The organism is Pseudomonas lini, assembly GCF_001042905.1.
Taxonomy (GTDB): Bacteria; Pseudomonadota; Gammaproteobacteria; order Pseudomonadales; family Pseudomonadaceae; genus Aquipseudomonas; species Aquipseudomonas lini.
The window spans coordinates 810,633-837,171 of sequence record NZ_JYLB01000002.1 but is presented as its reverse complement, the minus strand read 5'-3'; the positions used below and the strand labels follow the sequence as shown (position 1 = coordinate 837,171).

Below are 26,539 nucleotides of genomic sequence, written 5' to 3'. Positions count from 1 at the left end.
CAAACATCGGTCATCTCCCACTTCTATAGCGGCAATTGCCGAAAACAGTGCACATCCGTACACTGCGCCACCTTTTGTTCCGGTGGGCCCTTTAAATGCTGTTTGTGTTTCGTATGTTATTGATGGGCTTGCACTTTATTCTGGCCGGTATGCTTGGAGTGATCCTCGGTCTATGCCGGCCGTTTAATCCGGACAACAGCCGTTTATGCGCACGTCTGTATGCGTGGCCGGCGATGTGCATTTTGCGTTTGCGGGTGAAGGCTGACGTCGGGCCGTTGATGGATAAGCCTGACAGTTGCGTGATCATTGCCAACCACCAGTCCAACTACGATCTGTTTGTGTTCGGCAACGTGGTGCCCCGCCGCACCGTGTGCATCGGCAAGAAGAGCCTGAAATGGGTGCCGCTGTTCGGGCAGTTGTTCTGGCTGGCCGGCAATGTGTTGATTGACCGCGGCAATGCGCACAAGGCACGCCAGTCGATGCTGACCACTACTCGCACCTTGCAGCATGAAGACACCTCGATCTGGGTCTTCCCGGAAGGCACACGCAACCTCGGCGAAGAGCTGCTGCCATTCAAGAAAGGCGCGTTCCAGATGGCGATTGCCGCGGGCGTGCCCATCGTGCCGGTGTGTGTCAGCAGTTACGTCAAACACATGCGATTGAACCGCTGGCGCAGTGGGAAGATTCTGATCCGTTCGCTGCCGGCGATTCCTACGGCTGGATTGAGTCTGGATGACATGCCCATGCTAATCGCCCAGTGCCGCGAGCAGATGCGCGAGTGTATCGACTCGATGGATCGGCAACTGCAAGCCGCCTGAATGAAACCCGCCCTGTGCGGGTTTTCTTTTGCCTGCGAACTCTAACGATTTTGCTGACTCTCAAGCAGCAGACAAGGTTAAGCTGAATCCTGCCTGGCACCGCCAGTCTTTACCAATAGAAAGCGGCTAATAAGAAGTGAATCACCATCATGGGTAGAGTCGTTGCTGCTGCGGTTTACAGCGCCGGTAAGAAAGTCACCAATATCACCCTCGACGAAGGCGCTGCCTGGGCTGCGAAGCCTGGCCACTTTGTGTGGATTGGTTTGGAAGAGCCGAACGCCGAAGAGCTGTTCAACCTGCAACGTCAGTTCAACCTGCATGAACTGGCCATCGAAGACGCCTTGGAAAAACACAGCCGACCGAAGCTGGAAACATTCGGCGACGCACTGTTTATCGTCACATATTCGCCTATCCGCAATGAAGGCAAACTGCAGTTCATCGAGACGCATATCTTTGCCGGCAAAGGGTACGTCATTACCGCGCGCAATGGTCATTCGGCGTCCTACGCGTACGTCCGACAACGTTGTGAGGCGCGGCCATTGTTGTTGGAGCATGGGGAAGATTTCGTACTCTATGCCATCCTCGACTTCGTGATTGAGAACTACCAGCCGATGGGCGAAGCGATCCATGCCGAGATCGATGAGCTGGAGAGCAGCGTAATGTGCAGCTCCCTGAATGAGCGCGACATTCAGAAACTCCACAGTCTGCGCCGTGATGTATTGCGCTTGCGCCGGTTTGCGGCGCCGATGGTGGAGATCAGTGAGGAATTGCAGAACCTGACCTTTCCATTTATCGACAAGAACATGCGCCCGTACTTCCGCGATGTGCAGATTCACGTCAGGCGACAGATGGAAGACCTGACGACCCTGGCAGACATCGCCAGCCAGACCATCGAGATCGGAGTGTTGCTGGAGGCGTCACGCCAGAGTGTGGTGCAGCGCAAATTTGCGGCATGGGCGGCGATTCTGGCGTTTCCGACGGCGGTGGCCGGAGTTTACGGGATGAATTTCGAGAACATGCCGGAATTGACTTGGCATTACGGGTATTTCGGGGTGTTGGGGTTTATTGCCGTTGGGTGCGTTGGTTTGTGGGCGAGTTTCAAGCGGTCGGGGTGGTTGTAGTCAAGACCGAGGCGTCTGCGAAATTCGCGGGCTAGCCTCGCTCCTACAAGTACACCGAAATCCTGTAGGAGCGAGGCTGGCCCGCGAAGCTTTTAAGGCTTAACCGACTCAGCCTCACCCTCAGGCTTATGCGCCACAAACCGCATCATCCACTCTGCGACGGTAGTGCCGTGATGCTCGTGTTCAAGACTCGCCATACCTTTCGAATAAATCTGCTCACCCAGCGCTTCCTGACGAATATCCAACAATGCGCGTGAGTAATCGTGGATGAACTCCGGATGCCCCTGGAAGCACAGCACTTGATCGTTGATGTGGTACGCGGCGAACGGGCAGAAATCGCTCGAGGCGATGACCGTAGCGTTTTCCGGTAGCGCGGTGACCTGATCCTGGTGGCTGATCAGTAGCGTCAGCTCCTCCCTCAGCGGGCTCATCCATGGCGCCTTGGCCGCGAGTTTGTAGTTGTGGGTGCCGACACCCCAACCCTGGGTCGCCCGCTCGCTTTTGCCGCCCAATAGCAGCGCCAGCAATTGATGGCCGAAGCACACGCCCAGCAGTTTGTCGCCGCGTTCGTAGCGTTTCAGCAGATACGTCTTGAGAGTTTGAATCCACGGGTCGGTGCCGAAGGAATCGGCCTTGCTGCCGGTGACCAGATACGCATCAAAGGTCAGGTCATCGCTGGGATAATCGCCTTGCATCACGTTGTACACGGTGAACTCGGCAGCGATGGGCTGCTGCGAAAACAGACGCTGGAACATCTGCCCGTAACCCTGATATTGATCGACCAGTTCCGGACGCAGGATGTCGGTTTCCAGAATGCAGATGCGTAACGACATAAAAAATACCTGACACATGAAGGGAATAATGCACACCCCAGAGCCTGCCTTGAAACACAGTGGCAAGGCAAGCCCTGGAGCGCGTCATCGGTCCCTTAGAACAGCGCGTTTTTGGCCGCCTTCTCCAACAGCAGCGCAGGCGGTGTGAAGCGTTCGCCGTACTGCTCGGCCAGGTACTGGGCGCGGGCGACGAAGTCTTTCACGCCGTACTGGTTGATGAATTGCAGCGCACCGCCGGTCCAGGCCGCGAAGCCGATGCCGAAGATCGAGCCAACGTTGGCGTCCGCCGTCGAGGTCAGCACGCCCTCCTCCATACAGCGCACGGTTTCGATGGCTTGCACGAACAGCAGTCGATCGCGTATGTCCTTCGGCGAAATCTGCCCATCGGCTTTCTCGAAATGGGTTTTCAGCTCGGGCCACAAATGCTTCTGCCCTGTCGCCGGGTAATCGTAGAAACCACCTCCAGCGGCCTTGCCCGGACGCTTGTATTCCTTGAGCAGCAAGTCAATCACGGCGAACGCCGGGTGCTCAATCAGGGTTTTCCCTTCTGCTCGCAGGTCTTTGGCGGTTTGCTCGCGGATATGGCTCATCAGGCTGAGGGAAACTTCGTCGGAGATCGCCAGAGGCCCGACGGGCATGCCGGCCTTGCGCGCTTCGGTCTCGATCATGGGAGCACTCACGCCTTCGCCGAGCATGGCAATGCCTTCGTTGGTGAAGGTGCCGAACACCCGCGAGGTAAAGAAGCCGCGACTGTCGTTGACCACGATCGGTGTCTTCTTGATTTGCAGGACGAAATCGAAACCGCGCGCCAGGGTTTCGTCGCTGGTACGGACGCCCTTGATGATTTCCACCAGTGGCATTTTCTCGACGGGACTGAAGAAATGCAGGCCGATGAATTTCGTCTGGTCCGGCACGGCGGTGGCCAGGCCACTGATCGGCAAGGTCGAGGTGTTGGAGGCGATGACCGCGTCCGGGCCGACGACTGCTTGCGCGGCCGATGAGACCTTGGCCTTCAGTTCGCGATCCTCAAACACCGCTTCAATAATCAGATCGCAACCCGCCAGGTCCGCATCGTTTTCGGTGGCATGGATTCGCGCCAAAATCTCTTCACGCTGCTCCCGGGTTAACTGACCACGCGCAACTTTCTTGTCCAGCAACGCCGCCGAGTGAGCCTTGCCCTTCTCTGCCGCGGCGAGGTTGATGTCTTTGAGCACCACGTCGATGCCAGCCGATGCGCTGACAAACGCGATGCCCGCGCCCATCATCCCGGCGCCGAGCACGCCGACTTTCTTCGTCACGCAAGGCGCTATGCCTTGGGGTCGCGAGCCGCCGGCATTGATCTCATTGAGCTGAAACCAGAACGTGCCAATGAGGTTTTTCGACACTTGGCCGGTGGTCAGCTCGGTGAAGTAGCGGGTTTCGATCAGGTGCGCCGTGTCGAAATCCACCTGGGCGCCTTCCACCGCAGCGCAGAGGATTTTCTCCGGCGCGGGCAGACAGCCCTGGGTTTTGCTGCGCAGAATCGATGGCGTGATAGCAAGCATCGGCGCGAGCTTCGGATCCGACGGCGTGCCGCCAGGGATCTGATAACCCTTCACGTCCCAGCGCTGCACAGCGACCGGGTGAGCGACAATCCACGCCCGCGCCTTGGTCATCAGTTCATCGCGATCGGCAGCCAACTCGTCAATCAATCGCGCCTGTAACGCCTGTTGCGGCCGGATTTTCTTGCCTTCAAGCAGATACGGCAGAGCTTTTTCGATGCCCAGCATGCGGACCATGCGCACCACCCCGCCGCCGCCCGGCAACAGGCCAAGAGTGACTTCCGGCAGGCCCAGCAGCACCGATGGATTGTCCAGCGCCACACGGTGATGACATGCCAGACAGATTTCCCAACCGCCACCGAGCGCCGCGCCGTTAATGGCGGCGACCACCGGTTTGCCAAGGGTTTCCAGGGTGCGCAGTTGGCCCTTGAGTGTCAGCACCATGTCGTAAAAGGCTTTGGCTTCGGGTTTACCAACCTTGATCAGTTCATTGAGGTCGCCGCCGGCGAAGAAGGTCTTCTTGGCCGAGGTGATGATCACGCCGGCAATGGCGTCCTTGTCGGCGACCAGTCGGGCGACGCAGCTGGCCATGGCGTCGCGGTAGACCGCGTTCATGGTGTTGGCACTCTGGCCCGGCATGTCGATGGTCAGGACGACGATCTGGTCCTGACCTTTTTCGTAACGGATGGCTTCGGTCATGGCTATTTCCTTGAAATCGGGGCTCAGAGGCGTTCGATGATGGTGGCAATGCCCATGCCGCCGCCGACACACAATGTCGCCAGGCCATAGCGCAGGCGCCGGGCTTCCAGTTCATCGAGCAGCGTGCCGAGAATTGCGCAGCCGGTGGCGCCGAGCGGATGGCCCATGGCGATGGAGCCGCCGTTGACGTTGACCTTGTCGGGGTCGATGGCCATGTCCTTGATGAACTTGAGCACCACCGAGGCGAACGCTTCATTGACTTCGAACAGGTCGATGTCTTCGACCCGCAGCCCGGCCTTGGCCAGCGCCTTGCGAGTGGCCGGCGCCGGGCCGGTGAGCATGATGGTCGGGTCGGTGCTGGTAACCGCCGTGGCGACGATTCGCGCCCGTGGCTGCAAGCCCAGCGCCCGGCCTTTCGCTTCGGAGCCGATCAGCATCAGCGCCGCGCCGTCGACAATCCCGGAACTGTTGCCCGGCGTGTGCACGTGGTTGATCCGCTCGATCTGGCTGTAAACCCGCAATGCCGTGGCGTCGAAGCCCATTTGCCCGATCATTTCGAAACTTGGCTTGAGCTTGCCCAAGCCGTCCATCGTCGATTCAGCGCGAATGAACTCATCGTGATCGAGCAGGATGATGCCGTTCTGGTCCTGCACCGGCACCAGCGACTTGTTGAACGAACCGTTCGCCCGCGCCCGCGCCGCCTTCTGTTGGGAGTGCAACGCGAAGGCATCGACGTCCTGACGGCTGAAGCCTTCGATCGTGGCGATCAGGTCGGCACCCACGCCCTGGGGCGTGAAGTGGTTGTGCAAATTGGTTTCCGGGTCCAGCGCCCACGCGCCGCCATCGCTGCCCATGGGCACGCGGGACATCGATTCGACGCCACCGACCACCACCAGGTCTTCGAAACCGGAACGCACTTTCATCGCACCGAGGTTCACCGCTTCCAGCCCCGACGCGCAAAAGCGATTGAGCTGCATGCCAGCCACGCTGACGTCCCAATCGGCCACCTGCGTGGCAGTCTTGGCGATGTCAGAACCCTGATCGCCGATGGGCGTGACGCAGCCGAGCACCACATCATCGACCTGACTGGTGTCCAGGGACGTGCGCTGCTGCAGCGCCGTCAGCAGCCCGGCCACCAGATTCACTGGCTTGACGCTGTGCAAGGCGCCATTGGCCTTGCCTTTACCACGGGGCGTGCGTAACGCGTCGAATATCAAAGCTTGGGTCATGACGTCCTCGAACCTGATGGTGAATGAAGATCAAAAACCGCAGCCTTCGGCAGCGCCCACAGGCGCGTAGGAGCTGCCGAAGGCTGCGATCTTTTGATCTTGATCTTTATGCACTCACCTTATGCCCCACAGCCATGGATTCAATGACCACAGTGCTCATTGGCGTTGACGGTCACGCTCAGACGAACGGTAGTCTGCTATCGGATAAACCGATTCAAGTCACCAAGCTGTCTAGCAAACGGGCGCCCAAGAAGCTGGCCATAAGCCTCATACCTTTTTAAAAGCGATGAGTGCTCAGCACATACGAAATGGATCTAAGCCAATCGTGACGCGGGCCCTAAGGTAAACCTGTACGAAGCTGTCGTCGGGTTTTGCCGAGACACTCGTCCTACAAGGAAGTGCAGCGCTCTGCCGTCATGGAGATAGGCAGGCAGGCATCAGGAAATAACAAAAAAGGCGGTCAAGCCATGTTCAAGCATTCGAAAGTTCGTCAAGCCGGGCTCATTCTTTTCGCCACTACACTGTTGTTGATTTTGCCGAACCTGACCAAGGTGATTGGCTGATCGGGCATCAGGGTTTTCATTTCGCCTGATAAAAATGTGATTGGCTCGCTACCCGGGTCAGCGTGGCTGTGCCAACCTTTGCGGCACTTCCACGACATGGACGGCGATCACTTGAAAGCGCTCACTCTATTTGGGGCCTTGCTGCTCAGCATGCCTCTGTCTGCCGCACAGCTGAATCTGGAGCTGGGCGCGAGTTCTCGCACCTGGCAGACCGAGCAATTGCTCAAGCATCCTCAGGTTCAGACCATCACGATCACTAACGACGTTTCCTACAAACGGGACATGAGCTATCGCGCCGTGCCGTTGGCGGCGTTGTTGACGGGCATCAAGCCTGACGATCATCTGCAAGCCGTTGCCCTGGACGGTTTTGCCGCAGAACTGGCCGCCGCGCCGTTGCTCGATACCCAAGGGGCGCGGGCCTGGTTGGCAATTGAAGACCCGGCCAAGCCATGGCCACCGTTGTCAGAGGGCAAGCACAGTGCGGGGCCGTTTTATCTGGTCTGGACTGATCCACAAGCGGGCAATATCAGCCCCGAGCAATGGCCGTTCGAAGTAGCGAGCATCAAGCGCATGGCCCCAGTGGCCGAGCGCTTCCCTGCCCTGCTGCCCGATCCTGCGCTTAAGGCGGACAATCCGGTGAACAAGGGCTTTGCGCTGTTTCAGAAGAACTGCCTGGCCTGTCATCGACTCAATGGCGCGGGGGATGCGCAGTTCGGGCCGGACCTGAATATTCCATTCAGCCCGACCGAGTACTTCGGCGCGGATTTCCTCAAGCGCTACATTCGTGATCCGCAGAGCTTGCGCCAGTGGCCGCAGGCGAAGATGCCGGCGTTCGCGACGACAGTGTTGCCGGAGGGGGATCTGGAGTTGTTGGTGGGGTATTTGAAGCATATGGCGGGGCGGAAGGTGAAGCCATAGTCAGTGATCGTTCCCACGCTCTGCGTGGGAATGCAGCCCGTGACGCTCTGCGTCACATCCAAAGCCGAACGCGGAGCGTCCGTGGAGGCATTCCCACGCAGAGCGTGGGAACGATCGGTGGTAGGTTACTGCTGTTGCACTGAGATCACCGGCGCCGGCGTCGGTGAGACAAACACCTTCGCATGCATCTGCTCGCACCCACCACCACGGCGCATGCCGCGCACCGGGCAGGCGTCGAGGTAATCCAGGCCCACGGCCAGTTTCAGGTGACGCTCCGGGCGGGCCAGTTCGTTGGTTACGTCGAAGCTATACCAGGCGTCATCCAGCCAGGCTTCAGCCCAGGCGTGACTGGCCAGGTGTTCGCTGTTCTCGCTGTACAAATACCCCGACACATAACGCGAGGGAATGCCCAGGCTGCGGGCGCAGGCGAGAAACGCATGGGTGTGGTCCTGGCAGACCCCGGAACGCCCGGCAAAGGCCTGAGCGGCGCTGGTGTCTACTTCGGTAGAACCCGGCGTGTAGGTCATGTGCTGGTTCAGGCCATGCATCAAATCGATTAGCGCCGTACGATCCCGGCGCTGCTTGCACGCTTTCTCGGCAAACGCGCGCAGCGCTTCGTCGGCTTCGGTCAGGCGCGTGAAGCGCAGGAACGGCAGCGCCGACTGGCTTTCATGCTCGGCTTCGCGCAGTTCGTCGATGTCCACCTGCCCTCGGGCGCCGATGATGATCGCTTCGTGAGGTTCGTCCAGGGTCAGCACATGCAGAATGTTGCCGAACGGATCGAGTTGCGCGCGCACCGGACGTGGCAGGTCGAGCTGCCAGCTGAGCACGTGTTGGCGCTCGCTGTCGTGAGGGGTCAGTCGCAGGTACTGGATGCTCGCCCGCACCTGATCTTCGTAGTGATAGGTGGTCTCGTGGCTAATGGAAAGTCTCATGCAGCCTCCAGGTAGGAACTGTGTATGGCGTTGCCCAACTGGCGCACCAGCGGGATGAACTCGGTCAGCCAGGCGTGCAGGCCTTCGTCGAGAATTTCGTTGATACCGGTGTAGCGCAGGCGTGCGTCCATTTCTGCCGCCAATCGCTGGGCAGGACGGCCGTTGGCCCCCGGCAATTGAGCGAGGATCTGGTCGATTTCTTCGGTGCAGGCGCGCAGGGATCGTGGCACGTCGGCGCGCAGCAGCAACAACTCGGCCACATGCCGGGCGCCAGGGGCGTCGCGATAGATCTCGGTATAGGCCTCGAACGATGACAGGGCCCGCAGCAAGGCGCTCCACTGGTAATAGGCGTGAGCCGTGCCGTCGCTGACCGCTTCGGCCTGATCGCCGGCCATTTCGTAACGGGCATCGAGCAGGCGCAAGGTGTTGTCAGCCCTTTCGATAAAAGTGCCCAGACGAATGAAACGGAACGCGTCGTTACGCATGATGGTGCCGTAGGACGCACCGCGAAACAGGTGGGAACGTTCCTTGATCCACTCACAGAAACGGCTCATGCCGTAGCGACTCAAGCCCTGTTCGGCGATCCCGCGAATTTCCAGCCAGGTAGCGTTGATGTTTTCCCACATGTCGGCGGTGATTCGCCCACGCACCGCGTGGGCACTGGCTCGCGCGGCACCGAGGCAGCTGTAGATGCTCGCCGGGTTGGCCGCATCCAAGGCGAAAAAATGCAGCAGCCGTTCGGCATGCAGATCGCCGTGACGCTCCAGGTAATCGTCCAGAGTGCCGGTGATCAGCAACGGCATGGCGAGTTCGTGCAAGCCGTCGCCACGACCGTCCTGAGGCATCAGTGACAGCGAATAACTGATGTCGAGCATCCGTGCGAGGTTTTCGGCCCGCTCCAGGTAACGCGACATCCAATACAGATCCGAGGCAGTTCTACTTAACATGGCAGGCTTCCTTCAATCCTCGACCACCCAGGTGTCCTTGGTTCCGCCGCCCTGGGATGAATTCACCACCAGGGAGCCTTCGCGCAGGGCAACACGGGTCAAACCGCCGGGCACAACCCGGGTTTCGCGGCCAGACAATACAAACGGACGCAGGTCGATATGGCGTGGAGCGATGCCGTTTTCGACAAAGGTCGGACAGGTCGATAAAGACAACGTCGGCTGGGCGATGTACGCGTGGGGCTTGGCTTTGATCCGCTCACGGAAAGATTCGATTTCCGCCGCCGTCGCCGCCGGCCCCACCAGCATTCCGTAACCGCCGGAGCCCTGGGTTTCCTTGACTACCAGCTCTGGAAGATTGGCCAGCACGTGGGACAGTTCCGAGGGATTACGACACTGCCATGTAGGCACGTTCTTCAGGATCGGCTCTTCATCCAGGTAGAAACGAATCATGTCCGTGACGAAGGGATACACCGATTTGTCGTCCGCGACCCCGGTGCCGATGGCATTCGCCAGCACCACATTGCCAGAGCGGTAGGACGACAGCAGACCTGGAACACCAAGCATCGAATCCGGGTTGAACGCCAACGGATCGAGGAAGGCATCGTCGAGGCGCCGGTAGATCACATCGACGGCTTTCGGCCCGTCCGTGGTGCGCATGAACACCTTGTCATCGCGCACGAACAGGTCCGCGCCCTCCACCAGTTCAACGCCCATTTCCCGGGCCAGAAATGCATGCTCGAAAAACGCGCTGTTGAAGCGCCCCGGCGTCAGCACTACCACGCTCGGGTTGTCGATCGGGCTGGAGCTTTTCAGGGTGTCGAGCAACAGGTTCGGATAGTGGTCGATCGGTGCAATGCGCTGGGCAGCGAACAACTCGGGGAACAATCGCATCATCATCTTGCGGTCTTCGAGCATGTAGCTCACGCCGCTGGGTGTACGAAGATTGTCTTCGAGCACGTAGTACGTGCCGTCGCCATCGCGCACAAGGTCGACGCCGGAAATGTGCGAATAGATATCGCGATGCAGATCCAGCCCTTGCATCGCCAACTGGTATTGCTCGTTGGCCAATACTTGCTCGGCCGGGATGATGCCGGCCTTGATGATGCGCTGCTCGTGATAGAGGTCGGCAAGGAACATGTTCAATGCCTTGACCCGCTGAATGCAGCCGCGCTCGACGATCCGCCATTCACTGGCGGGGATACTGCGGGGAATGGTGTCGAAGGGAATCAGGCGTTCTGTCCCCTGCTCATCACCATAGAGCGTGAATGTAATCCCGGCACGATGAAATAACAGATCGGCCTCGCGTCGCCGTTGTGCCAAAAGCTCGTCAGGCGTTTCGGCCAGCCAACGGGCAAACTCCCGATAATGCGGGCGGACCTGGCCGCCGGCGTCGTACATCTCATCAAAATAGGTGCGGATCATGCCGTACTCCTTGTCACTCCGGACATCCAGACCTTCGCAAGGCCCGTGCCATCGGCATAAACGCTTTGATATCAATCAGTTGGATAATGGCGCTGCACGCACCGCACCAATCCTGTGCGGTAAATGCCCCAACCTGATCGCCCCCGCTTCATGGCGAAGCAATGCTGTCGCCTATCTGCAGCATAGTCAGAGTTGATTTCACTGCCCGGGAGGCGATGGGGATAATCCGGGCATTCGCTGGAAAACTTATCGTTCTTCCCTTTTAGCCGCTTGTTCAGGTGGCTTTTTTTTGCGTTTTTGAAACGTTATGAATCAAAAACACGATCAAGAGATCGCAGCCTCGTTTCACTCGACAGCTCCTACAGGAGAACGCATTCCAATGTAGGAGCTGTCGAGTGAAACGAGGCTGCGATCTTTTGATCTTGCTTTCCATATAGCAAAAACGAAAACGGCCAACCCAAAGGTCAGCCGTTGCTGAGTGTTGTCACTGTTCATAAGCTTATGCGAGTAGCCCTCGTACCTCCTGCTTGACGCCCCATCCTTCGATGATACCGCCCAGAGGCTCGACCACCGCCTCGAAGTCCTGCTCAAAGTCGCCGATCCCGTCATAGGTGGCGTACATCACTTTGCTCAGTTCCAGATGCCACGCGCCGTCGTCGCGCACGCTGATCTGGGCATTCAAGGATTCACCACAGAAATGACCTGCCGCCCTGCGTGCCCGCTCCTCGTCCGGAAAAATGGCGTAGAACTCGATGGGATGGAATCGTGAAAAGTCGAAACCGCCTTCTTTCATGCGGCGCAGCACGCTGCTGCTGATGTCTTCTTGATAGGCTGTGCTCATGAAACGTCCCCCTCAGACTGATGGATAGACTTTCCGTATTCCCTGCACTTTCAACCGATTGGTGAGAGCGATACGGCAACAGAGGTTGCCGACGGGAAACAAGCATGTAGCTGACAAGACCAGACCTTAGCGAGTCATTCGCTGATCTCGCTTGCAGAGTAGCCCCAAGACAGAGCTGCTGCCAAGGTCTGGTTGTGAATGTGACAAGAGGTGTATCAGATCGGGGTAATACTGATGATTTCAATGCTGTTCTGGGATTTCAGGCTTTTGACGGTCGGATCATCGGTACGACCCTCCAGATCATTGAGATCCAGTTCGGCAGCGACCGGCAGGCACCGGGCGCGAATGAGTTTGGCGGCTTGCTCGCTATTCGGGCATTCCTCGCACTCGAAGAGTTCGTCCACTGTTTCACCGTGATCATCCACGAAAGTGATTTTCCACTTTTGCATCGGTGCCTCCTCGATAAAACCCATGGATGGGCTTACTTCTATCTGGACTTTTACCCTGAGTGATCGTTCAAACGGATTACCGCGTGCTGGCATGAAAAAAAACACAGAAACCTGTGTAGGAGCGAAGCTTGCTCGCGAAGGCGGTGTATCAGTTGATAGGTGTATTGGCTGATGCACCGCGTTCGCGAGCAAGCTTCGCTCCTACAGGGTTATGTATTCATTTTAGTCGTTGCTGGGTTTGTTCACCGCTTGCAGTACGTATTGCGGCAAGGCGAAGGCACCAATGTGGGAGCGGGCTTGCTCGCGAAAGCGGCTTATCATTCAACATTGATGTCGACGGACAGTCTGCATTCGCGAGCAAGCCCGCTCCCACAGGGTCCGGCGTTCCTACAGGGGAAAAGTGTCAGTCTGTCAGATCCGCACATCGCCTCGCGGCCCGGCGATGGCCCAGATGATCAGGCCCAAAACCGGCAGCAGGAGGATCAATAGCACCCAGATGATTTTCATCCCGGTCTCGGCGCCACTTTTAAGCACGTTGATGATGGCCCAGATATCCAGGGCAAGAATAATCAGGCCAACCAGGCTGTTGAACGTGGAACCCATGGTGACGCTCCCGAAGAGTGATATGCACTCTTAGGATAGTCGGGCCTTGCGAGGGTTCCGTTTTATTACCGTTCTAGACAGCTTCAGACGTGGATCGCCACTTTCAGGGCTTCCAGCGATGGCGCGGCGACGATGCCGACTTCGGCGCACAATTCCAGTACCCGTGGTACGTCGTTACCGTAGACCAGCACCACTTGCAGTTCGTCGTCGAGCAACTGGCTGAAGTTCATCAGCGTGTACCCGCCGTTTTCCTTGTTCATGCTGCTCATCTGCACCTGAATGCGATTGAGCGCCGTCAGGGCTTCGGTCTTGGCCAGTTGCTTGGGTTTGATGTTGAAATCGACGCCGGGGCCGAACGAAGCGACGATCTGCGCAAACAGGTCCATGTAGGTGTCAGCCTGGAACAGCACGGTTTCCGGCAGGCTGCCGACGACTACCCACTCACCCAACGGGATCGGGAAGGTTTCGTCGTAGTTGATGTCCGGATTGGCCGCCAGAAAAGCCTCGGGATCGGCGTAGGCCTGAGCCGCTTCGTCTGCGACTTTCAGAATTTCGTCATCGCTCATGCACCCGGAGCTGATTTTGCTGATGAGTTCGACGAGTGCGGCTTTCATGAAGTGGATCCTGTAGCGAGGGAGATTTGAGGGCGCGAAGGATAACGCATTCGGAAACGGATTGCGGGACCAGGCATGACCTGTGGCGAGGGGGCTTGCCCCCGTTCGGCTGCGTAGCAGTCGTAAAACCAAAGAACTCGGTCGCCAAATGGGGGCCGCTTCGCGCCCCAACGGGGGCAAGCCCCCTCGCCACAAAAGCCCCCGCTGCCACAGAGGGAATCAGCCAACCAGCTTCTGCAGCTGTGCGGTGGTATCCACCGCGCCCATGGTTTTGGCCGCGTCCAGCGCGGACACACCGTTGGCATCCTTGGCTTTCGGATCGGCGCCTTTGCTGATCAGGTAGTCGACGATTTCAACGCGGTTGAACATCGCCGCCATCATCAGCGCAGTGCGACCGTCGAAGGACGAACCTTCCACTTGCGCGCCACCTTCCACCAACGCCTTGACCACCGCCAGATCACCTTTGAATGCCGCGCCGGCAATCGGGCTTTGGCCGTTGTCATTGCGGATTTCAGGATCGGCCTTGTGCTCGAGCAGGACTTTTACCGTCTCGACATGGCCGTGGTACGCCGCGAGCATCAGCAAGGTATCGCCCTTGTGGTTGCGCAGGTTCGGCGGCAAGCCCTTGGTCAGCAGCGCAGCCATCATGGCTGCATCGCCCTCGCGCGCTTTGTTGAACACCTGTTCGGCAAATTCAGCAGCCTCTTCGGGCGTCATCTGGCGGCTTTTGTCTGACATTGGGGACTCCACATTCGGTCAATCGGAAAAGCCGATAGTTTCCCGAGCGCTCCGGAACCTGTCACTTCTTTTTTCTCATGGATGGCTATAGCCACATTCAATAGCGGTACCTGCCGCCGCAAATATCCGCCAGCACCTCCTCGGTGACTTGCACATAAGTCTGGGTACCCGGCAACCAGGCGTAGATCGGGTCATCGCCGGTTTTGTTCGGGTCGAAGGCTTCGTCCTTGAGTCGGGTCTTCTGGTATTTGAAGGTCCCGGTGGTTTCCATTTTCACTTTCACCCGTAGGAAAAGTGGCACCGCATAGGCAGGCATTTGCTGCTTGGCGAAAGCCAGCAACTCGCTGAAATCCAGGGTCGCCAGGGATTCAGCCGGCGTGATTGCCGCCATCCCGGCACGTCCGTTGGTGTTGTGGATTTCCACGCCATAGGCCACGGCTTCGGCGATCTGCGGGTGTTGCAGGAGGATATTCTCGACCTCGGTGGTCGAGACGTTTTCGCCTTTCCAACGGTAGGTGTCGCCCAAGCGATCGACAAACTGCGCGTGGCCAAAACCGATGTTGCGCAGCAAGTCACCAGTATTGAAGTAACGGTCGCCCTTCTTGAACACGTCGTGGAGCACGACTTTTGCGGTCTTCTGCGGATCGGTGTAGCCGTCCAGCGGCGCCTTATCGTCGATCCTCGCCAGCAGCAAACCCTGCTCGCCCTTGGCCACTTTACGCATGAAACCCTTGGCATCTCGCGTGGGTGCGCCGCTGTCGTGGTCGTACGCCACCAGTTCCCAGGACATCAGGGAAAAACCGATGGTGTTGTCGAAGTTGAGGATATTGGTGAAGCCGATATTGCCGTCGCTGGCGGCGTACAGCTCGCAGATATGGTCAACGGCAAAACGCGTTTTGAACTCGCGCCACGCGCCGGGGCGCAGACCATTGCCGATCATCTTCGTCACGTTGTGCCGACTGTCATCGGCGCTACGCGGTTGATCCACCAGGTAGCGGCACAATTCGCCGACGTAACCGAGGGTGGTCGCCCGGTATTTGCGCACGTCACTCCAGAACTGGCTGGCGCTGAACTTGCGGCGGATGGCAAACCCCGACGCCCCGCTGATTGCCGAACCCCAGCACACGCAGAGCCCGGTGGCGTGGTACAGCGGCAAGGTGCAATAGACGATGTCCTGCGGCTGCATATCCAGAGCAATCAGCCCGAAGCTGGCGGAGCTGCGCATCCAGCGGCCGTGTTTGAACACCCCAGCCTTGGGCAACCCGGTGGTGCCCGAGGTGTAAATGTAGAAACAAGGATCGTCGAGAAAAACCTGCTGGCTGCTGACGGGGTTATCGCTGCACGCTTCGGCGCTGGCCGTCATCAGGTTGATGAAGCCATCGGGCGAATTGCCCGGATGGCGATAAGTGTCTTGATCGGCGACAAACCAGGTGCGCGCCGTATCGATAGACACCCGCTCGCGGACCGCATTGAAGGCCGAAACCAACTCGTCGCCGACCACGATCGCCACCGGCGCCACCAGGTTCAGGCTATGGGCCAGGGTTTCGCGGGTCTGGGAGGTATTGAGCAACGCACTAATCGCACCGACCTTGGCCACCGCCAATATCGTCACCAGCAGTTCCGGACGGTTTTCGATAAAGATCGCCACCACATCGCCCTTGCCGATGCCTTGGCCTATCAAGTGATGGGCGATGCGATTGGCCCACTGATTGACCTGTGCATAAGTGAGTCTCACCTCACCCTGCAGCAAGGCCGGGCCATCGGGGTTGCGTAATGTCGCCTGCTCGAAGCTCCAGCCGAGACCACACGGTTGGGTCGGGTCCTTGACGTTGGCGGCTTTCATGCCCTTCACCACGCGGGGAATGGCTTTGGCAATGGAAGGCAGCTTGCGGAGCATCATGCCCCAGGTGATCGTGTCGTTCAGCGTGCGGCTCATGATGCTCCCGTTCGATCTTCTTATTGTCGGGTGGCGTTGATTGAGGCCGAAAATACGTCAGCGGTTCTTGAGCTGTACACGCAGTTTTTGAAATGTTTTGTATCCGCGACTGCAGCGTTCGGACCAGAGATCGAAAAGCGGAACCCTGGCGTTGTGATTGGTTCAATCGAATCGACCGACCACGCAAAATGCAGGATGCACGATGGCCATTCGTGCAGATTGCACGAGAGCCAAAAACCCATCAAAATATAAGCCATTGATTTATATGTATTTTTAAAAAAAATGGCACTGGCACAATCACTGCAACTACCTCTCCATGTAGCCCTTCAAGCACTCATGGAGCTGATAGACATGAACCTGATCCAGGAAAAGTTTTCGTCGCTATTCTCCAACTTCGAAGTGACCACCCAGCCACGGCCTGACGGCGGCATTCTGCTGACCCTGCGCAGTACCGACGGCAAAGTCTTCAAACGTTCGATTTCCTACCAGCAATTGCATGCCGGCGATCAGCTGTCGTGGGTGATCAGCGCGATACGTCGTGACGTCGCCGAACAGGCCAGCGAACTGCCGCAGATCTCCATGCTGCAAAGCCAGCAACGGTTCGCCTTGCCGACCTATCACTCGGTTTAAACCCTGCGGTTGTATAAATAAACACGCTACAAACAAACAGGCCGTGAGCGCTTTCGCTTCACGGCCTGAATTGTTTCTGAAACTGCGCAAGACCCTGTAGGAGCAGAGCTTGCTCGCGAAAGTGGTGTGTCAGTCAACATTAATATCGCCTGATACACCGCCTTCGCGAGCAAGCTCAGCTCCTACAGGTTATCTGGTGGTTTACAGGGCGGAAGGATTGATCCGCGCAAAGCTGTCGACGGTCACATGCCCTGCCAGTTCCCCGCCCTCACGGGGCCAGTCCGCAAGTTGCCATAACAGCACGTCGAACACAAAACTCACCGCACTGGTGGTGCCTTCGATGTCGGTGAGAATCGCTCTGATCGGCATCGACTCAGTCCTCGAGACGCGGGAAGCGGCTGGCGATGTCATCGCCGGTGAAACTGGCCACCCAGCCTTCGGGGTTGTTGAACAGTCGGATGGCGACGAAATGCGGATGCTCGCCCATGTCAAACCAATGCGGCGTACCGGCCGGCACCGAGATCAGGTCGTTTTTCTCGCAGAGCACGGCGTAGACGTAATCGCCGATGTGCAGGCTGAACAAGCCACGGCCGGTGACGAAAAATCGTACTTCATCTTCAGCAAGGCAGTGTTCATCGAGGAACTTGGCGCGCAACTCGGCTTTTTGCGGATGATCGCTGTTCATGCTGATCACGTCGACAGTGAGATAACCGCGCTCGGTCATCAGCTTGTCGATTTGCTCCTGGTAGGCGGCGATTACTTCTTCCTGGCTGGCGCCTGGCTGGATTTTCGCCGTGGCTTGCCAACGGTCGAAGCGCACGCCCTGCTCGGCCAGGGTCGTGGCAATGTCTTCGAGGTGGGTCAATACTTTGTTCGGCAGGTCGGGGCTGCTGACGTGGTAAACGGACAGGCTGCTCATCGGGGCAACTCCTTAACGGTTCAGCTTCTTATGGTTCAAGAGTGAGCGCATATTCAATTCGCACTCGAACAAAAATTCAAAGGCCTCGATCTGCCGCAGCGCGTCGCTCATGCGCGCGCCCCACCATACAAAAAAGTCCGGTGTCGATGAATTTCCTGGGCGAGGTGTTCACAGGTAAGGCTCATGGCCTGTCCTCTTGCATACGCGTGGCAATGATAACGGCAGCGGCGAAGGCTGCGAGACTGGCGATACTAAAGGTCAATGTGGCGCCGAGGGCATTCCAGCTGTAGCCGGAATACAGCGCGCCCAGTGCGCCGCCGGTGCCAGCCAGCGCGGCATACAACGCCTGGCCCTGCCCTTGCTGACGCGCGCCGAAGCTACGTTGCACGAACTGGATGGCAGCCGCGTGAAAGCTGCCGAAGGTGGCGGCGTGCAGCACTTGGGCAAACAGCAGCACCCAGAGGAATTCGGCAAACGAACCGAGCAACAACCAACGCAGGGCCGCCAGCAGGAAACTCGCCAGCAGCACCCGGCGCACCGAGAAGCGCGCCAGAATCTTGCTCATGGCCAGGAACATTAATACTTCAGCGACCACGCCCAAGGCCCAGAGCATACCAATCAAGCCACGGGTGTAACCCAGTCGCTCAAGGTGCAGGGTCAGAAAGGTGTAATACGGCCCATGACTCATCTGCATCAGCGCCACGCAACCATAGAACGCCAACACCCCGGGGTTGCGCAATTGCTGGAGGAACCCCTCTCCCGCCAACCGTTCACTCTGTACCGGTTGCGCGTTGGGCACCCACAAACTACTGACGACGATCCCGGCCATGATCAGCACCAGCGCCACCGGATAGATGTCCAGGCTAAGCCATTCGAACAACCGGCCGAGGGCGACCACGGTGATGATGAAACCGATGGAGCCCCACAGGCGAATCTGACTGTAGCGAGATGTCTGGCCGTTCAAATGCGCCAGGGTGATGACTTCGAACTGCGGCAGTACCGCGTGCCAGAAGAACGCGTGCAAGGCCATGACCATCGCCAGCCACGCGTAGCTTTTGCTGACGAAAATCAGTGAGAAGGTCAGCAGCGTACAGACCGCGCCGAACCGCACGATGGCCAGACGTCGCCCGGTGTAGTCACCGAGCCAGCCCCAGATGTTCGGCGCCACGCAGCGCATCAGCATCGGGATCGCCACCAGTTCGCCGATGCGCGCACTGGAAAAGCCCAGGTGATCGAAGTACAGCGCCAGGAATGGCGCTGTCGAACCGAGCAAGGCGAAATAGAACAGATAGAAACTGGAAAGCCGCCAGTACGGGAGCGCCGCCACGTTGTCAGACCGCAGCGGCTATAAGGTCAGCCATTAAAGCTGACCCAGCACCGGAGTGCTCACGCGCACATCGGCATTCTGCCCGCGATGACGCAGCAGATGATCCATCAATACGATGGCCATCATCGCCTCGGCGATCGGCGTGGCGCGGATGCCGACGCACGGGTCGTGACGGCCTTTGGTGACAACCTCAACCGGATTGCCATGGATGTCGATGGAGCGGCCCGGCGTGGTGATGCTCGATGTTGGCTTGAGCGCCAGATGCGCAACAATCGGCTGACCGGACGAGATGCCACCGAGAATGCCGCCTGAGTTGTTGCTGAGGAAACCTTCCGGGGTCATTTCATCACGGTGTTCAGTACCGCGCTGGGCGACGCTGGCAAACCCGGCGCCGATTTCCACGCCTTTAACCGCGTTGATGCTCATCAGCGCGTGGGCCAGTTCGGCGTCGAGACGGTCGAAGATCGGCTCACCAAGGCCAGGCATCACGCCTTCGGCGACCACGGTGATCTTCGCGCCGACCGAATCCTGGTCGCGACGCAACTGGTCCATGTAGGCTTCCAGCTCCGGCACTTTGTCCGGGTCAGGGCTGAAGAAAGCGTTTTCTTCCACCGAATCCCAGGTCTTGAACGGAATTTCGATCGGGCCGAGCTGGCTCATGTAGCCACGAATGACGATGCCCTGGGTGGCCAGGTACTTTTTCGCAATCGCCCCTGCCGCCACGCGCATGGCGGTTTCACGGGCCGAACTGCGACCGCCGCCGCGGTAATCGCGCTCGCCGTATTTGTGGTGGTAGGTGTAGTCGGCGTGGGCGGGGCGGAACAGATCCTTGATCGCCGAATAGTCCTTGGACTTCTGGTCGGTGTTGCGGATCAACAGGCCGATGGCGCAACCGGTGGTGCGGCCTTCGAACACGCCGCTGAGGATTTCGACTTCGTCGGCTTCCTGGCGCTGGGTGGTGTGGCGGCTGGTGCCGGGCTTGCGGCGATCCAGGTCGCGCTGCAGATCCTCAAGGGAAATCTCCAGGCCCGGCGGGCAGCCATCGACAATGGCGACCAACGCCGGACCATGGCTTTCGCCCGCGGTGGTGACAGTGAACAGCTTGCCGTAGGTATTGCCGGACATGCGGGACGCTCCGTGAAATCGAAACTAAAATACGTAATGCGCGCCAGTATACGCAGGCTACCCGACTAGTTCATCCTCGAACCTTATGCTCGAACCTTATGGCCGCCTGCGAGTCCAACCGGCACCGAGTGGATGATGGCGTGATGATGCTGCGAGTTCTAGCCTTGAGCCTTACCTTGTTTACCGGCTTTGCACAGGCCACTGTCCTGCAACGCCCGATCACATTGGACACGGGCAGCGGCGAGCTTTTCGGCTCGCTGTTACTGCCCAAGTCCGACACGCCGGTGCCGGTTGTCCTGATCATTTCCGGCTCCGGCCCTACGGATCGTGACGGAAACAACCCCGACGGCGGACGCAACGACAGTCTCAAACGACTGGCGTGGGTGCTGGCCAAACACAACATCGCCAGCGTGCGCTACGACAAGCGCGGCGTGGCGGCGAGCCTGGCTGCGACTCCAGACGAACGCAATCTGTCGGTGGAGGCTTATGTGGCCGACGCCGAAGCCTGGGGCCAGAAGCTCAAAGCCGATCCACGCTTTGGCAAACTGATTTTGCTGGGCCACAGCGAAGGTGCGTTGATCGCCAGCCTGGCGGCGCCAAACGTCGATGCCGCGGCGGTGATTTCCATGTCCGGCAGCGCCCGACCAATCGATCAGGTCCTGCGCCAGCAATTGAGCAATCGCCTGCCACCGCCGTTGATGCTGCGCAGCAATGAGCTGCTCGACAGCCTCAAGGCCGGCCACACCGACGATAACGTGCCACCGCAATTGCAGGTGATTTTCCGCCCCAGCGTGCAGCCGTATCTGATTTCGCTGTTCCGCCAAGATCCGGCGGCGGCCTTCGCCAAACTGAAAATGCCGGCGCTGATCATCCAGGGCAGCAACGACATTCAGGTCGGCGTGGGTGACGCCAAGACACTCAAGGCCGCCAAACCGGACGCTGAACTGGCGCTGATCGAAGGCATGAACCACGTGATGCGCATCGTGCCCAACGACGTGAAGCGGCAATTGGCCTCCTATAAAGATCCGCAATTACCACTGGCAGCCGAACTCGGCGCGCGAATCCTTGGGTTTATTGACGGACTTCGCTCCAGTTAACCGAGGTTTACCCTCCAGTCCTGAAAAAAACGGCCGATAAGCCTTTGTCGCCAGCGCACTGGCTGGCGGCAAGCAGGGCTTGGACAGGATCTCGCCGTTATGACTGATACCCAGACTTCACCCGACACCACCGCTGAAAAAGACGCACCGCCAGCGGTCGAGCTGCCGTGGGCGGACGTCCACGTCGAGCACCACAAGATGCTCCGCCTGGCGCCGCTGCAAACCGACCGCAACACCGGTGGACGGCCATTGCGCTTTGTCGAATTCGGTTACGCCGAACGCAATAGCAAGGAACACAGCCTGATGCGCATGGCTATCAAGCTGCCGGGCCAGCGCGTGCGCAAAGAACAGAACCATCTGGACGTGTGGGTCGATCACACTGCCAAACGCGTGCATTTCGTGCCGGAAAGTGGCTTGCAAATCGAGCCGATGAACCGTGGCATCGGGCGTTATATGGCCGCTCAGGGCATTACGTGGGTGAAGAAGAGATGGCCCGCCTACACCGTCGACGGCACTGACCTGAACAACAAGGATGCGCTGAACGAAGACACTCGTCTGCGCCGCGATCACTTTCTGCGGGTGCACGGTTTTGACGTGGTCTACGCCGACGCCCAGCATTTGAAGGGCAGCGTTAAAGAGGTGTCGGTCGGTGATTTGCTCGGCGACTGGAACAGCGAAAAGCTGCAGCAGGTAGAAATCCTCGAAGCCGCGCAGATGCTCCAGCAAGCCGAGCAGAACCTGGCGGAACAGGAAGTCAAACTGAAGAAGCACGAAGAAAAAGTCAGCAAGTACAAACGCGAAGACGCCGGGCTGCGTTTTACCATTACGTGTCTGGTGGCGTTTGCGGTGTTTCAGGCGGGGTTGTTGATCTGGATTGCTACGCATCGGTAGAGATTTGAGACCGAGGCGCGGCCATCGCGGGCAAGCCTCGCTCCTACAGGTCTAGTGTGTCCCCATCATTTGGAGACGACATAAACCTGTAGGAGCGTGGCTTGCCCGCGATAGCTTTCTCAGGTCAGACGCGAGAAGCGAACAACGCCTGATGATCGCGGCACTGCTCCGCTGTCAGCATGAACACCCCATGCCCACCACGCTCGAACTCCAGCCAGGCGAAGTCGACTTCCGGGTACAGCGCTTCGACGTGAACCTGGCTGTTACCCACTTCGACAATCAGCAAACCTTTCTCGGTCAGATGTTCCGCCGCTTCGGCGAGCATGCGGCGCACCAGGTTCAAACCGTCGTCGCCACAAGCCAGGCCCAGCTCCGGTTCGTGCTGATACTCGTCCGGCATGTCGGCGAAATCTTCCGCATCAACGTAAGGCGGGTTCGACACGATCAGGTCGAAACGCTGGCCCGGCAAACCATCGAAGCCATCGCCCTGAACCGTGTACACCCGCTCATCGACGCCATGACGCTCGATGTTCTGGTTGGCCACTTCCAACGCTTCGAACGACAGATCGGCCAGTACCACTTCGGCGTTCTGGAACTCGTAAGCACAGGCGATACCGATGCAACCGGAACCGGTGCACAAGTCGAGGATGCGCGCTGGTTCGGCGCCGAGCCACGGTTCGAAACGCTTTTCGATCAACTCGCCAATTGGCGAACGCGGGATCAGCACGCGTTCGTCGACAATGAACGACATACCGCAGAACCAGGCTTCGCCCAGCAGGTAAGCGGTCGGAATGCGCTCTTCGATGCGGCGCTTGAGCAAGCGTTGCAGATTGACCAACTCGTCTTCTTCCAGATTGCAGTCGAGGTAGCTATCGGCGATTTCCCACGGCAAGTGCAGCGCACCCAACACCAGTTGACGGGCTTCGTCCCAGGCGTTGTCGGTCCCATGGCCGAAAAACAGATCCTCCCCATGGAAGCGGCTGACGGCCCAACGGATATGGTCACGCAGGGTACGAAGTCGGGAAGTGATCACGGGGCAAACTCCAGAAAAAACGACTGACGATTCTAACAGCCAAAAGGCGCCGCGACGACGCAGGAAAAACACCGGATCAGATGTAGGACTCTTCTATTTTTTCAGCAGTCTATTGAACAGAACGAGTATCTTGACGAGGCTGCGACCCAACAACGGCGGTGCCTACGATGGTAGCGATTCACAGAAGCGCTCAGCCAGAGGACAATGTCGCAAAAGCCCCACCCGAAGGAGCCCCAGAATGTCCGTTCCAAAAACGATGTTTCAACTCAGCGGCCGTGGTTATGCAGCGGCCAATCTGGGTCATGCGACCCTTGTCATCATCGATGCCCAGAAAGAATACCTCAGCGGCCCCTTGGCACTGAGCGGCATGGATGCTGCCGTCGCGAACATCAAGCAACTGGTAGCCGCTGCCCGTGCAGCCGGTCGGCCGATCGTACACGTGCGCCACCTCGGCACCGTCGGAGGGCTGTTCGACCCGCAAGGCGAGCGCGGTGAGTTCATTCCGGGCCTGGAGCCACAGGGCGACGAAACCATCATCGGCAAATTGCTGCCGAGTGCGTTTCATGGCACCGAACTGCTGGAGCGCTTGCAGAATCTCGGCTCGCTGGACCTTATCGTCTGCGGCTTCATGAGCCACTCCAGCGTCAGCACTACCGTGCGTGCCGCGAAAAACCTGGGCTTTCGTTGCACATTGGTTGAAGACGCCTGCGCGACTCGCGACCTGCCCTACAAGGGTGGCGTCCTGAGCGCCGAGCACGTTCAGCACACCGAAATGGCGATCATGGCGGACAATTTCGCCACCCTCGCCCTGACGCACGAACTGATCTGATCGACCGTCGATGAGCGGTCCATGCCGCCGCTCATCCGCAAAAGCCTCTCATTTGCTGTAATTGCCCTAGCCTCAGGAACATCCCGGTCAACTCCCGGTCGAAGGGCCGATACCCATTGAGGAAGGTCGGAATGAAGTTATCCGATGGTTTTGATGCACGCCGCTTGCGGCCCAAAGGCCAAAGCAACTGGCGTTTTCGCTTCGGCGCAGCGTTCGCTGCCTTACTGGCGACGTGCGGTGTGTTGCTGGCGATGGCCGGCGCGGCCAGCCTGCTGGGCCGGCCACCGGCGCTGGGCGAATTGAATGCCAGCCCGCTGGGCTCGGCGATCATTCTGGCCGTGGGCCTGTTCGTGCTGTACATCGGCGTGTGGCTCTGGCGCCGCTGCCGTCGCCGCTCGCGCCAGTCGCGAGAGCTGAACATGTCTCCACACCTGATGAAAAAACACGACTAAGCCCAAAGCCGGACGTTTTGTCGCGCCCGATTCGTCCCGACTTGGGTAAACTGGCCGCCCTTCGCGGAGGCTGACATGCAAGACGACGATTTTTCCCTGTTCAAAAGCGCGATCCAAGGCGTCAAGCCGATCAAGCACGATCGCGCCGAAACCGGCAAACCCAAGGCCGACCGCGCGCAAATCGCCAAGCTGCGCCAGGCCGCCACTGTGCGCACCGATGCCACCACCGTTGACGGGCTGTCCGATCAGTTCGTCATTGATGTCGGCCCCGAAGATGAGCTGATGTGGGCCCGCGACGGTGTCCAGGAAAGCCAGATGCGCAAGCTCAAGATCGGACAGATTCCGTTCGAAGGCAGCCTCGACCTGCATGGCATGAACGTGGAAAAGGCCCGTGAAACCCTGTGGGCCTTTCTGGCCGAAGCGACAAAATTCGAAATCCGCTGCGTACGTGTCACCCACGGCAAAGCGGTGCGTCTGGACGGCAAGCGGCCGATGATCAAGAGCCACGTCAACACGTGGCTGCGTCAGCATTCACAGGTGCTCGGCTTCACCTCGTGCCAACCGAAACACGGCGGCGCCGGAGCGGTTTATGTGATGCTCAAACGCACCATGATGGAAGGTCGCGACGAGTGATGCTGTCGCTTCACGCTTGCAGCGCCGTGTCCGTCACCGTACCCTTGCCCTTTGCGTAAAATCCCACAGGTAGTTTCATGTCCCTGGAACAGAATTACACCGAGATTCTCGGCCAATTGGGCGAGGACGCCTCCCGCGAGGGCCTGCTCGACACGCCAAAACGTGCCGCCAAAGCCATGCAGTACCTCTGCCGCGGTTATGAACAGACACTGGAAGAGGTCACCAACGGTGCCTTGTTCAGCTCCGACAACAGCGAGATGGTGCTGGTCAAGGACATCGAGCTCTACTCGTTGTGCGAGCACCACATGCTGCCGTTCATCGGCAAGGCCCACGTTGCCTACATCCCGAGCGGCAAGGTCCTGGGGCTGTCGAAAGTCGCGCGTATCGTTGATATGTACGCCCGCCGCCTGCAGATCCAGGAAAACCTCAGCCGCCAGATCGCCGATGCGGTCCAGCAAGTCACCGGCGCCCTGGGCGTTGCGGTGGTGATCGAGGCCAAGCACATGTGCATGATGATGCGCGGTGTGGAGAAACAGAATTCGACGATGATCACCTCGGTGATGCTCGGCGAGTTCCGCGAAAACGCGGCCACCCGCAGCGAGTTTCTCAGCCTGATCAAGTAATTCGCAGCACGAAGAAAACCGGCACTGATCGCCGGTTTTTTTTCGCCTGCGAAAAATCAGGTAAGCTGCGCGCCTTCTGTTTGCCCTGTGAGGCTTATCCCGTGTTCGTTAAAGCGCTTCGTATCGGCCTCGGCCAACTGATCATCTTCATCGACTTCATCACTCGTCCAGGCAAGAAGCAGCGCCCCGCCGCCGCTCAGGCTCAGGTCGAAACCGCCGCCAAAGACCTGACCCTGTATCAGTTCCACGCCTGCCCGTTCTGCGTGAAAACCCGCCGCACCCTGCGTCGCTTGAACGTTCCGGTGGCGTTGCGCGATGCGAAGAACAACGAACAGGATCGCCAGGCTCTGCTGGAGCAAGGCGGCAAGATCAAGGTGCCGTGCCTGCGCATCGAAGAGAATGGCCAGACCACCTGGATGTATGAGTCCAAGGTGATCATTGATTATCTGGATAAGCGGTTTGCTGCTGCCTGATGGTTTTGTGGTGCTTCGACCGGCCTCATCGCGGGCAAGCCCGCTCCCACAGGGATTTGTAGTGTGAATGGGATTTGTGTTTAAAAAAGATCCACTGTGGGAGCGGGCTTGCTCGCGAAAGCGGTGGGTCAGGCAACATCAATGTTTACTGTGCCGCCGTCTTCGCGAGCAAGCCCGCTCCCACATGGATTGCGCTTAACTGACTGGCATTGGCCGATTGGCCGGTTTGTTGTTTATACCCTCCCCTCAGGCCACTTCTGCTGCATGTGCCTGACGCACCAACGTCGCCAATTGCTCGTG

The 26,539-nt window shown here is 58.8% G+C and carries 27 protein-coding genes and 3 pseudogenes; 11 read left to right on the top strand and 19 right to left on the bottom strand.

Translation table 11 applies throughout. The features are described from left to right. Window positions 1-95 precede the first annotated feature (95 nt). Both TU81_RS08330 and TU81_RS08325 read left to right on the top strand, forming a co-directional pair. Window positions 96-818 (top strand): lysophospholipid acyltransferase family protein, encoded by a 723-nt coding sequence (locus TU81_RS08330; protein ID WP_008073003.1) that lies wholly within the window; start codon window positions 96-98, stop codon window positions 816-818. A gap of 149 nt (window positions 819-967) precedes the next feature. After that, window positions 968-1,939 carry a magnesium and cobalt transport protein CorA gene (locus tag TU81_RS08325; protein ID WP_038979795.1) on the top strand — a complete coding sequence of 324 codons (972 nt, stop codon included), beginning with the start codon at window positions 968-970 and terminating at the stop codon, window positions 1,937-1,939. A gap of 92 nt (window positions 1,940-2,031) precedes the next feature. On the opposite strand, the gene TU81_RS08320 is transcribed toward TU81_RS08325, so the two are convergent. From TU81_RS08320 to TU81_RS08310, 3 genes are all read right to left on the bottom strand, one after another. Continuing rightward, window positions 2,032-2,772 carry an amidotransferase gene (locus TU81_RS08320; RefSeq protein ID WP_048394420.1) on the bottom strand — a complete coding sequence of 247 codons (741 nt, stop codon included), beginning with the start codon at window positions 2,770-2,772 and terminating at the stop codon, window positions 2,032-2,034. A gap of 95 nt (window positions 2,773-2,867) precedes the next feature. Further along, window positions 2,868-5,012, bottom strand: coding sequence for a 3-hydroxyacyl-CoA dehydrogenase NAD-binding domain-containing protein (locus TU81_RS08315; RefSeq protein ID WP_048394417.1), 2,145 nt, complete (start codon window positions 5,010-5,012; stop codon window positions 2,868-2,870). Window positions 5,013-5,035: 23 nt separating this feature from the next. Further along, window positions 5,036-6,241, bottom strand: a complete 1,206-nt coding sequence (locus TU81_RS08310; protein WP_038979792.1) for an acetyl-CoA C-acetyltransferase — start codon at window positions 6,239-6,241, stop codon at window positions 5,036-5,038. Window positions 6,242-6,900: 659 nt separating this feature from the next. On the opposite strand from TU81_RS08310, the gene TU81_RS08305 reads away from it, so the two are divergent. Continuing rightward, window positions 6,901-7,722, top strand: coding sequence for a c-type cytochrome (locus TU81_RS08305; RefSeq protein ID WP_048394416.1), 822 nt, complete (start codon window positions 6,901-6,903; stop codon window positions 7,720-7,722). Window positions 7,723-7,847: 125 nt separating this feature from the next. Here TU81_RS08305 and TU81_RS08300 read toward each other — a convergent pair whose 3' ends face one another. From TU81_RS08300 to TU81_RS08260, 9 genes are all read right to left on the bottom strand, one after another. After that, window positions 7,848-8,657, bottom strand: a complete 810-nt coding sequence (locus TU81_RS08300) for a transglutaminase family protein (RefSeq protein WP_048394414.1) — start codon at window positions 8,655-8,657, stop codon at window positions 7,848-7,850. After that, a complete protein-coding gene (locus tag TU81_RS08295; RefSeq protein WP_010456611.1) occupies window positions 8,654-9,604 on the bottom strand; it encodes an alpha-E domain-containing protein in 951 nt (316 codons plus the stop codon). The genes TU81_RS08300 and TU81_RS08295 overlap by 4 nt, the downstream gene beginning before the upstream one ends. A 12-nt stretch (window positions 9,605-9,616) precedes the next feature. After that, window positions 9,617-11,026, bottom strand: coding sequence for a circularly permuted type 2 ATP-grasp protein (locus tag TU81_RS08290; protein WP_038979788.1), 1,410 nt, complete (start codon window positions 11,024-11,026; stop codon window positions 9,617-9,619). Between the two features lie 499 nt (window positions 11,027-11,525). Further along, window positions 11,526-11,867, bottom strand: coding sequence for a ribonuclease E inhibitor RraB (locus TU81_RS08285; protein WP_007902188.1), 342 nt, complete (start codon window positions 11,865-11,867; stop codon window positions 11,526-11,528). A gap of 215 nt (window positions 11,868-12,082) precedes the next feature. Then, window positions 12,083-12,316, bottom strand: coding sequence for a hypothetical protein (locus tag TU81_RS08280; protein WP_038979787.1), 234 nt, complete (start codon window positions 12,314-12,316; stop codon window positions 12,083-12,085). Window positions 12,317-12,727: 411 nt separating this feature from the next. Next, on the bottom strand, window positions 12,728-12,919 hold the full coding sequence (locus TU81_RS08275; RefSeq protein WP_038979785.1) for a PLDc N-terminal domain-containing protein: 192 nt from the start codon (window positions 12,917-12,919) through the stop codon (window positions 12,728-12,730). Window positions 12,920-13,002: 83 nt separating this feature from the next. Further along, window positions 13,003-13,533, bottom strand: coding sequence for a hypothetical protein (locus TU81_RS08270; protein ID WP_038979784.1), 531 nt, complete (start codon window positions 13,531-13,533; stop codon window positions 13,003-13,005). A 219-nt stretch (window positions 13,534-13,752) separates the two neighbouring features. After that, window positions 13,753-14,271 carry an ankyrin repeat domain-containing protein gene (locus tag TU81_RS08265; RefSeq protein WP_038979782.1) on the bottom strand — a complete coding sequence of 173 codons (519 nt, stop codon included), beginning with the start codon at window positions 14,269-14,271 and terminating at the stop codon, window positions 13,753-13,755. Between the two features lie 97 nt (window positions 14,272-14,368). Next, window positions 14,369-16,207, bottom strand: coding sequence for a long-chain-acyl-CoA synthetase (locus TU81_RS08260; RefSeq protein WP_038979781.1), 1,839 nt, complete (start codon window positions 16,205-16,207; stop codon window positions 14,369-14,371). A 351-nt stretch (window positions 16,208-16,558) separates the two neighbouring features. Here TU81_RS08260 and TU81_RS08255 point away from each other — a divergent pair, with 351 nt between their 5' ends. Further along, window positions 16,559-16,837 carry a DUF3509 domain-containing protein gene (locus tag TU81_RS08255; protein ID WP_038979780.1) on the top strand — a complete coding sequence of 93 codons (279 nt, stop codon included), beginning with the start codon at window positions 16,559-16,561 and terminating at the stop codon, window positions 16,835-16,837. 201 nt (window positions 16,838-17,038) lie between these two features. Here the strand turns inward: TU81_RS08255 and TU81_RS30250 are convergent. From TU81_RS30250 to aroC, 6 genes and pseudogenes are all read right to left on the bottom strand, one after another. Next, window positions 17,039-17,144: pseudogene (locus TU81_RS30250) on the bottom strand (acireductone synthase); the annotation flags it as partial. Continuing rightward, window positions 17,135-17,206 (bottom strand): annotated as a pseudogene (locus TU81_RS30245) (acireductone synthase); the annotation flags it as partial. The pseudogenes TU81_RS30250 and TU81_RS30245, both read right to left, overlap by 10 nt. A 4-nt stretch (window positions 17,207-17,210) precedes the next feature. Beyond that, window positions 17,211-17,756 carry a 1,2-dihydroxy-3-keto-5-methylthiopentene dioxygenase gene (locus TU81_RS08250; protein WP_048394412.1) on the bottom strand — a complete coding sequence of 182 codons (546 nt, stop codon included), beginning with the start codon at window positions 17,754-17,756 and terminating at the stop codon, window positions 17,211-17,213. 12 nt (window positions 17,757-17,768) lie between these two features. Then, window positions 17,769-17,879, bottom strand: a pseudogene (locus TU81_RS30695) (hypothetical protein); the annotation flags it as partial. Between the two features lie 58 nt (window positions 17,880-17,937). Further along, window positions 17,938-19,083, bottom strand: a complete 1,146-nt coding sequence (locus tag TU81_RS08245) for an MFS transporter (RefSeq protein WP_038979777.1) — start codon at window positions 19,081-19,083, stop codon at window positions 17,938-17,940. A gap of 33 nt (window positions 19,084-19,116) precedes the next feature. Next, a complete protein-coding gene (gene aroC / locus TU81_RS08240; protein WP_038979776.1) occupies window positions 19,117-20,208 on the bottom strand; it encodes a chorismate synthase in 1,092 nt (363 codons plus the stop codon). A gap of 98 nt (window positions 20,209-20,306) precedes the next feature. Between aroC and TU81_RS08235 the strand changes: the two genes are divergently transcribed. Next, window positions 20,307-21,305, top strand: a complete 999-nt coding sequence (locus tag TU81_RS08235; RefSeq protein ID WP_048394411.1) for an alpha/beta hydrolase — start codon at window positions 20,307-20,309, stop codon at window positions 21,303-21,305. 99 nt (window positions 21,306-21,404) lie between these two features. Continuing rightward, a complete protein-coding gene (locus TU81_RS08230; protein WP_048394409.1) occupies window positions 21,405-22,196 on the top strand; it encodes a hypothetical protein in 792 nt (263 codons plus the stop codon). Window positions 22,197-22,320: 124 nt separating this feature from the next. Here the strand turns inward: TU81_RS08230 and prmB are convergent, their stop codons facing one another. Then, window positions 22,321-23,229, bottom strand: a complete 909-nt coding sequence (gene prmB, locus TU81_RS08225) for a 50S ribosomal protein L3 N(5)-glutamine methyltransferase (RefSeq protein ID WP_038979773.1) — start codon at window positions 23,227-23,229, stop codon at window positions 22,321-22,323. A 238-nt stretch (window positions 23,230-23,467) separates the two neighbouring features. Here prmB and TU81_RS08220 point away from each other — a divergent pair, with 238 nt between their 5' ends. The 5 genes from TU81_RS08220 to TU81_RS08200 all read left to right on the top strand — a co-directional run bounded on the left by TU81_RS08220 (window position 23,468) and on the right by TU81_RS08200 (window position 26,239). Continuing rightward, a complete protein-coding gene (locus TU81_RS08220) occupies window positions 23,468-24,058 on the top strand; it encodes a cysteine hydrolase family protein (protein WP_038979772.1) in 591 nt (196 codons plus the stop codon). A 131-nt stretch (window positions 24,059-24,189) separates the two neighbouring features. Beyond that, entirely contained in the window at window positions 24,190-24,510 is a 321-nt protein-coding gene (locus tag TU81_RS08215) for a hypothetical protein (RefSeq protein ID WP_030131642.1), read from the top strand. Window positions 24,511-24,585: 75 nt separating this feature from the next. Next, entirely contained in the window at window positions 24,586-25,143 is a 558-nt protein-coding gene (locus tag TU81_RS08210) for a Smr/MutS family protein (protein WP_007898817.1), read from the top strand. Window positions 25,144-25,220: 77 nt separating this feature from the next. Beyond that, a complete protein-coding gene (gene folE / locus TU81_RS08205) occupies window positions 25,221-25,766 on the top strand; it encodes a GTP cyclohydrolase I FolE (protein ID WP_007898818.1) in 546 nt (181 codons plus the stop codon). 101 nt (window positions 25,767-25,867) lie between these two features. After that, a complete protein-coding gene (locus TU81_RS08200; RefSeq protein ID WP_048394407.1) occupies window positions 25,868-26,239 on the top strand; it encodes a glutathione S-transferase N-terminal domain-containing protein in 372 nt (123 codons plus the stop codon). Window positions 26,240-26,539: the final 300 nt, after the last annotated feature.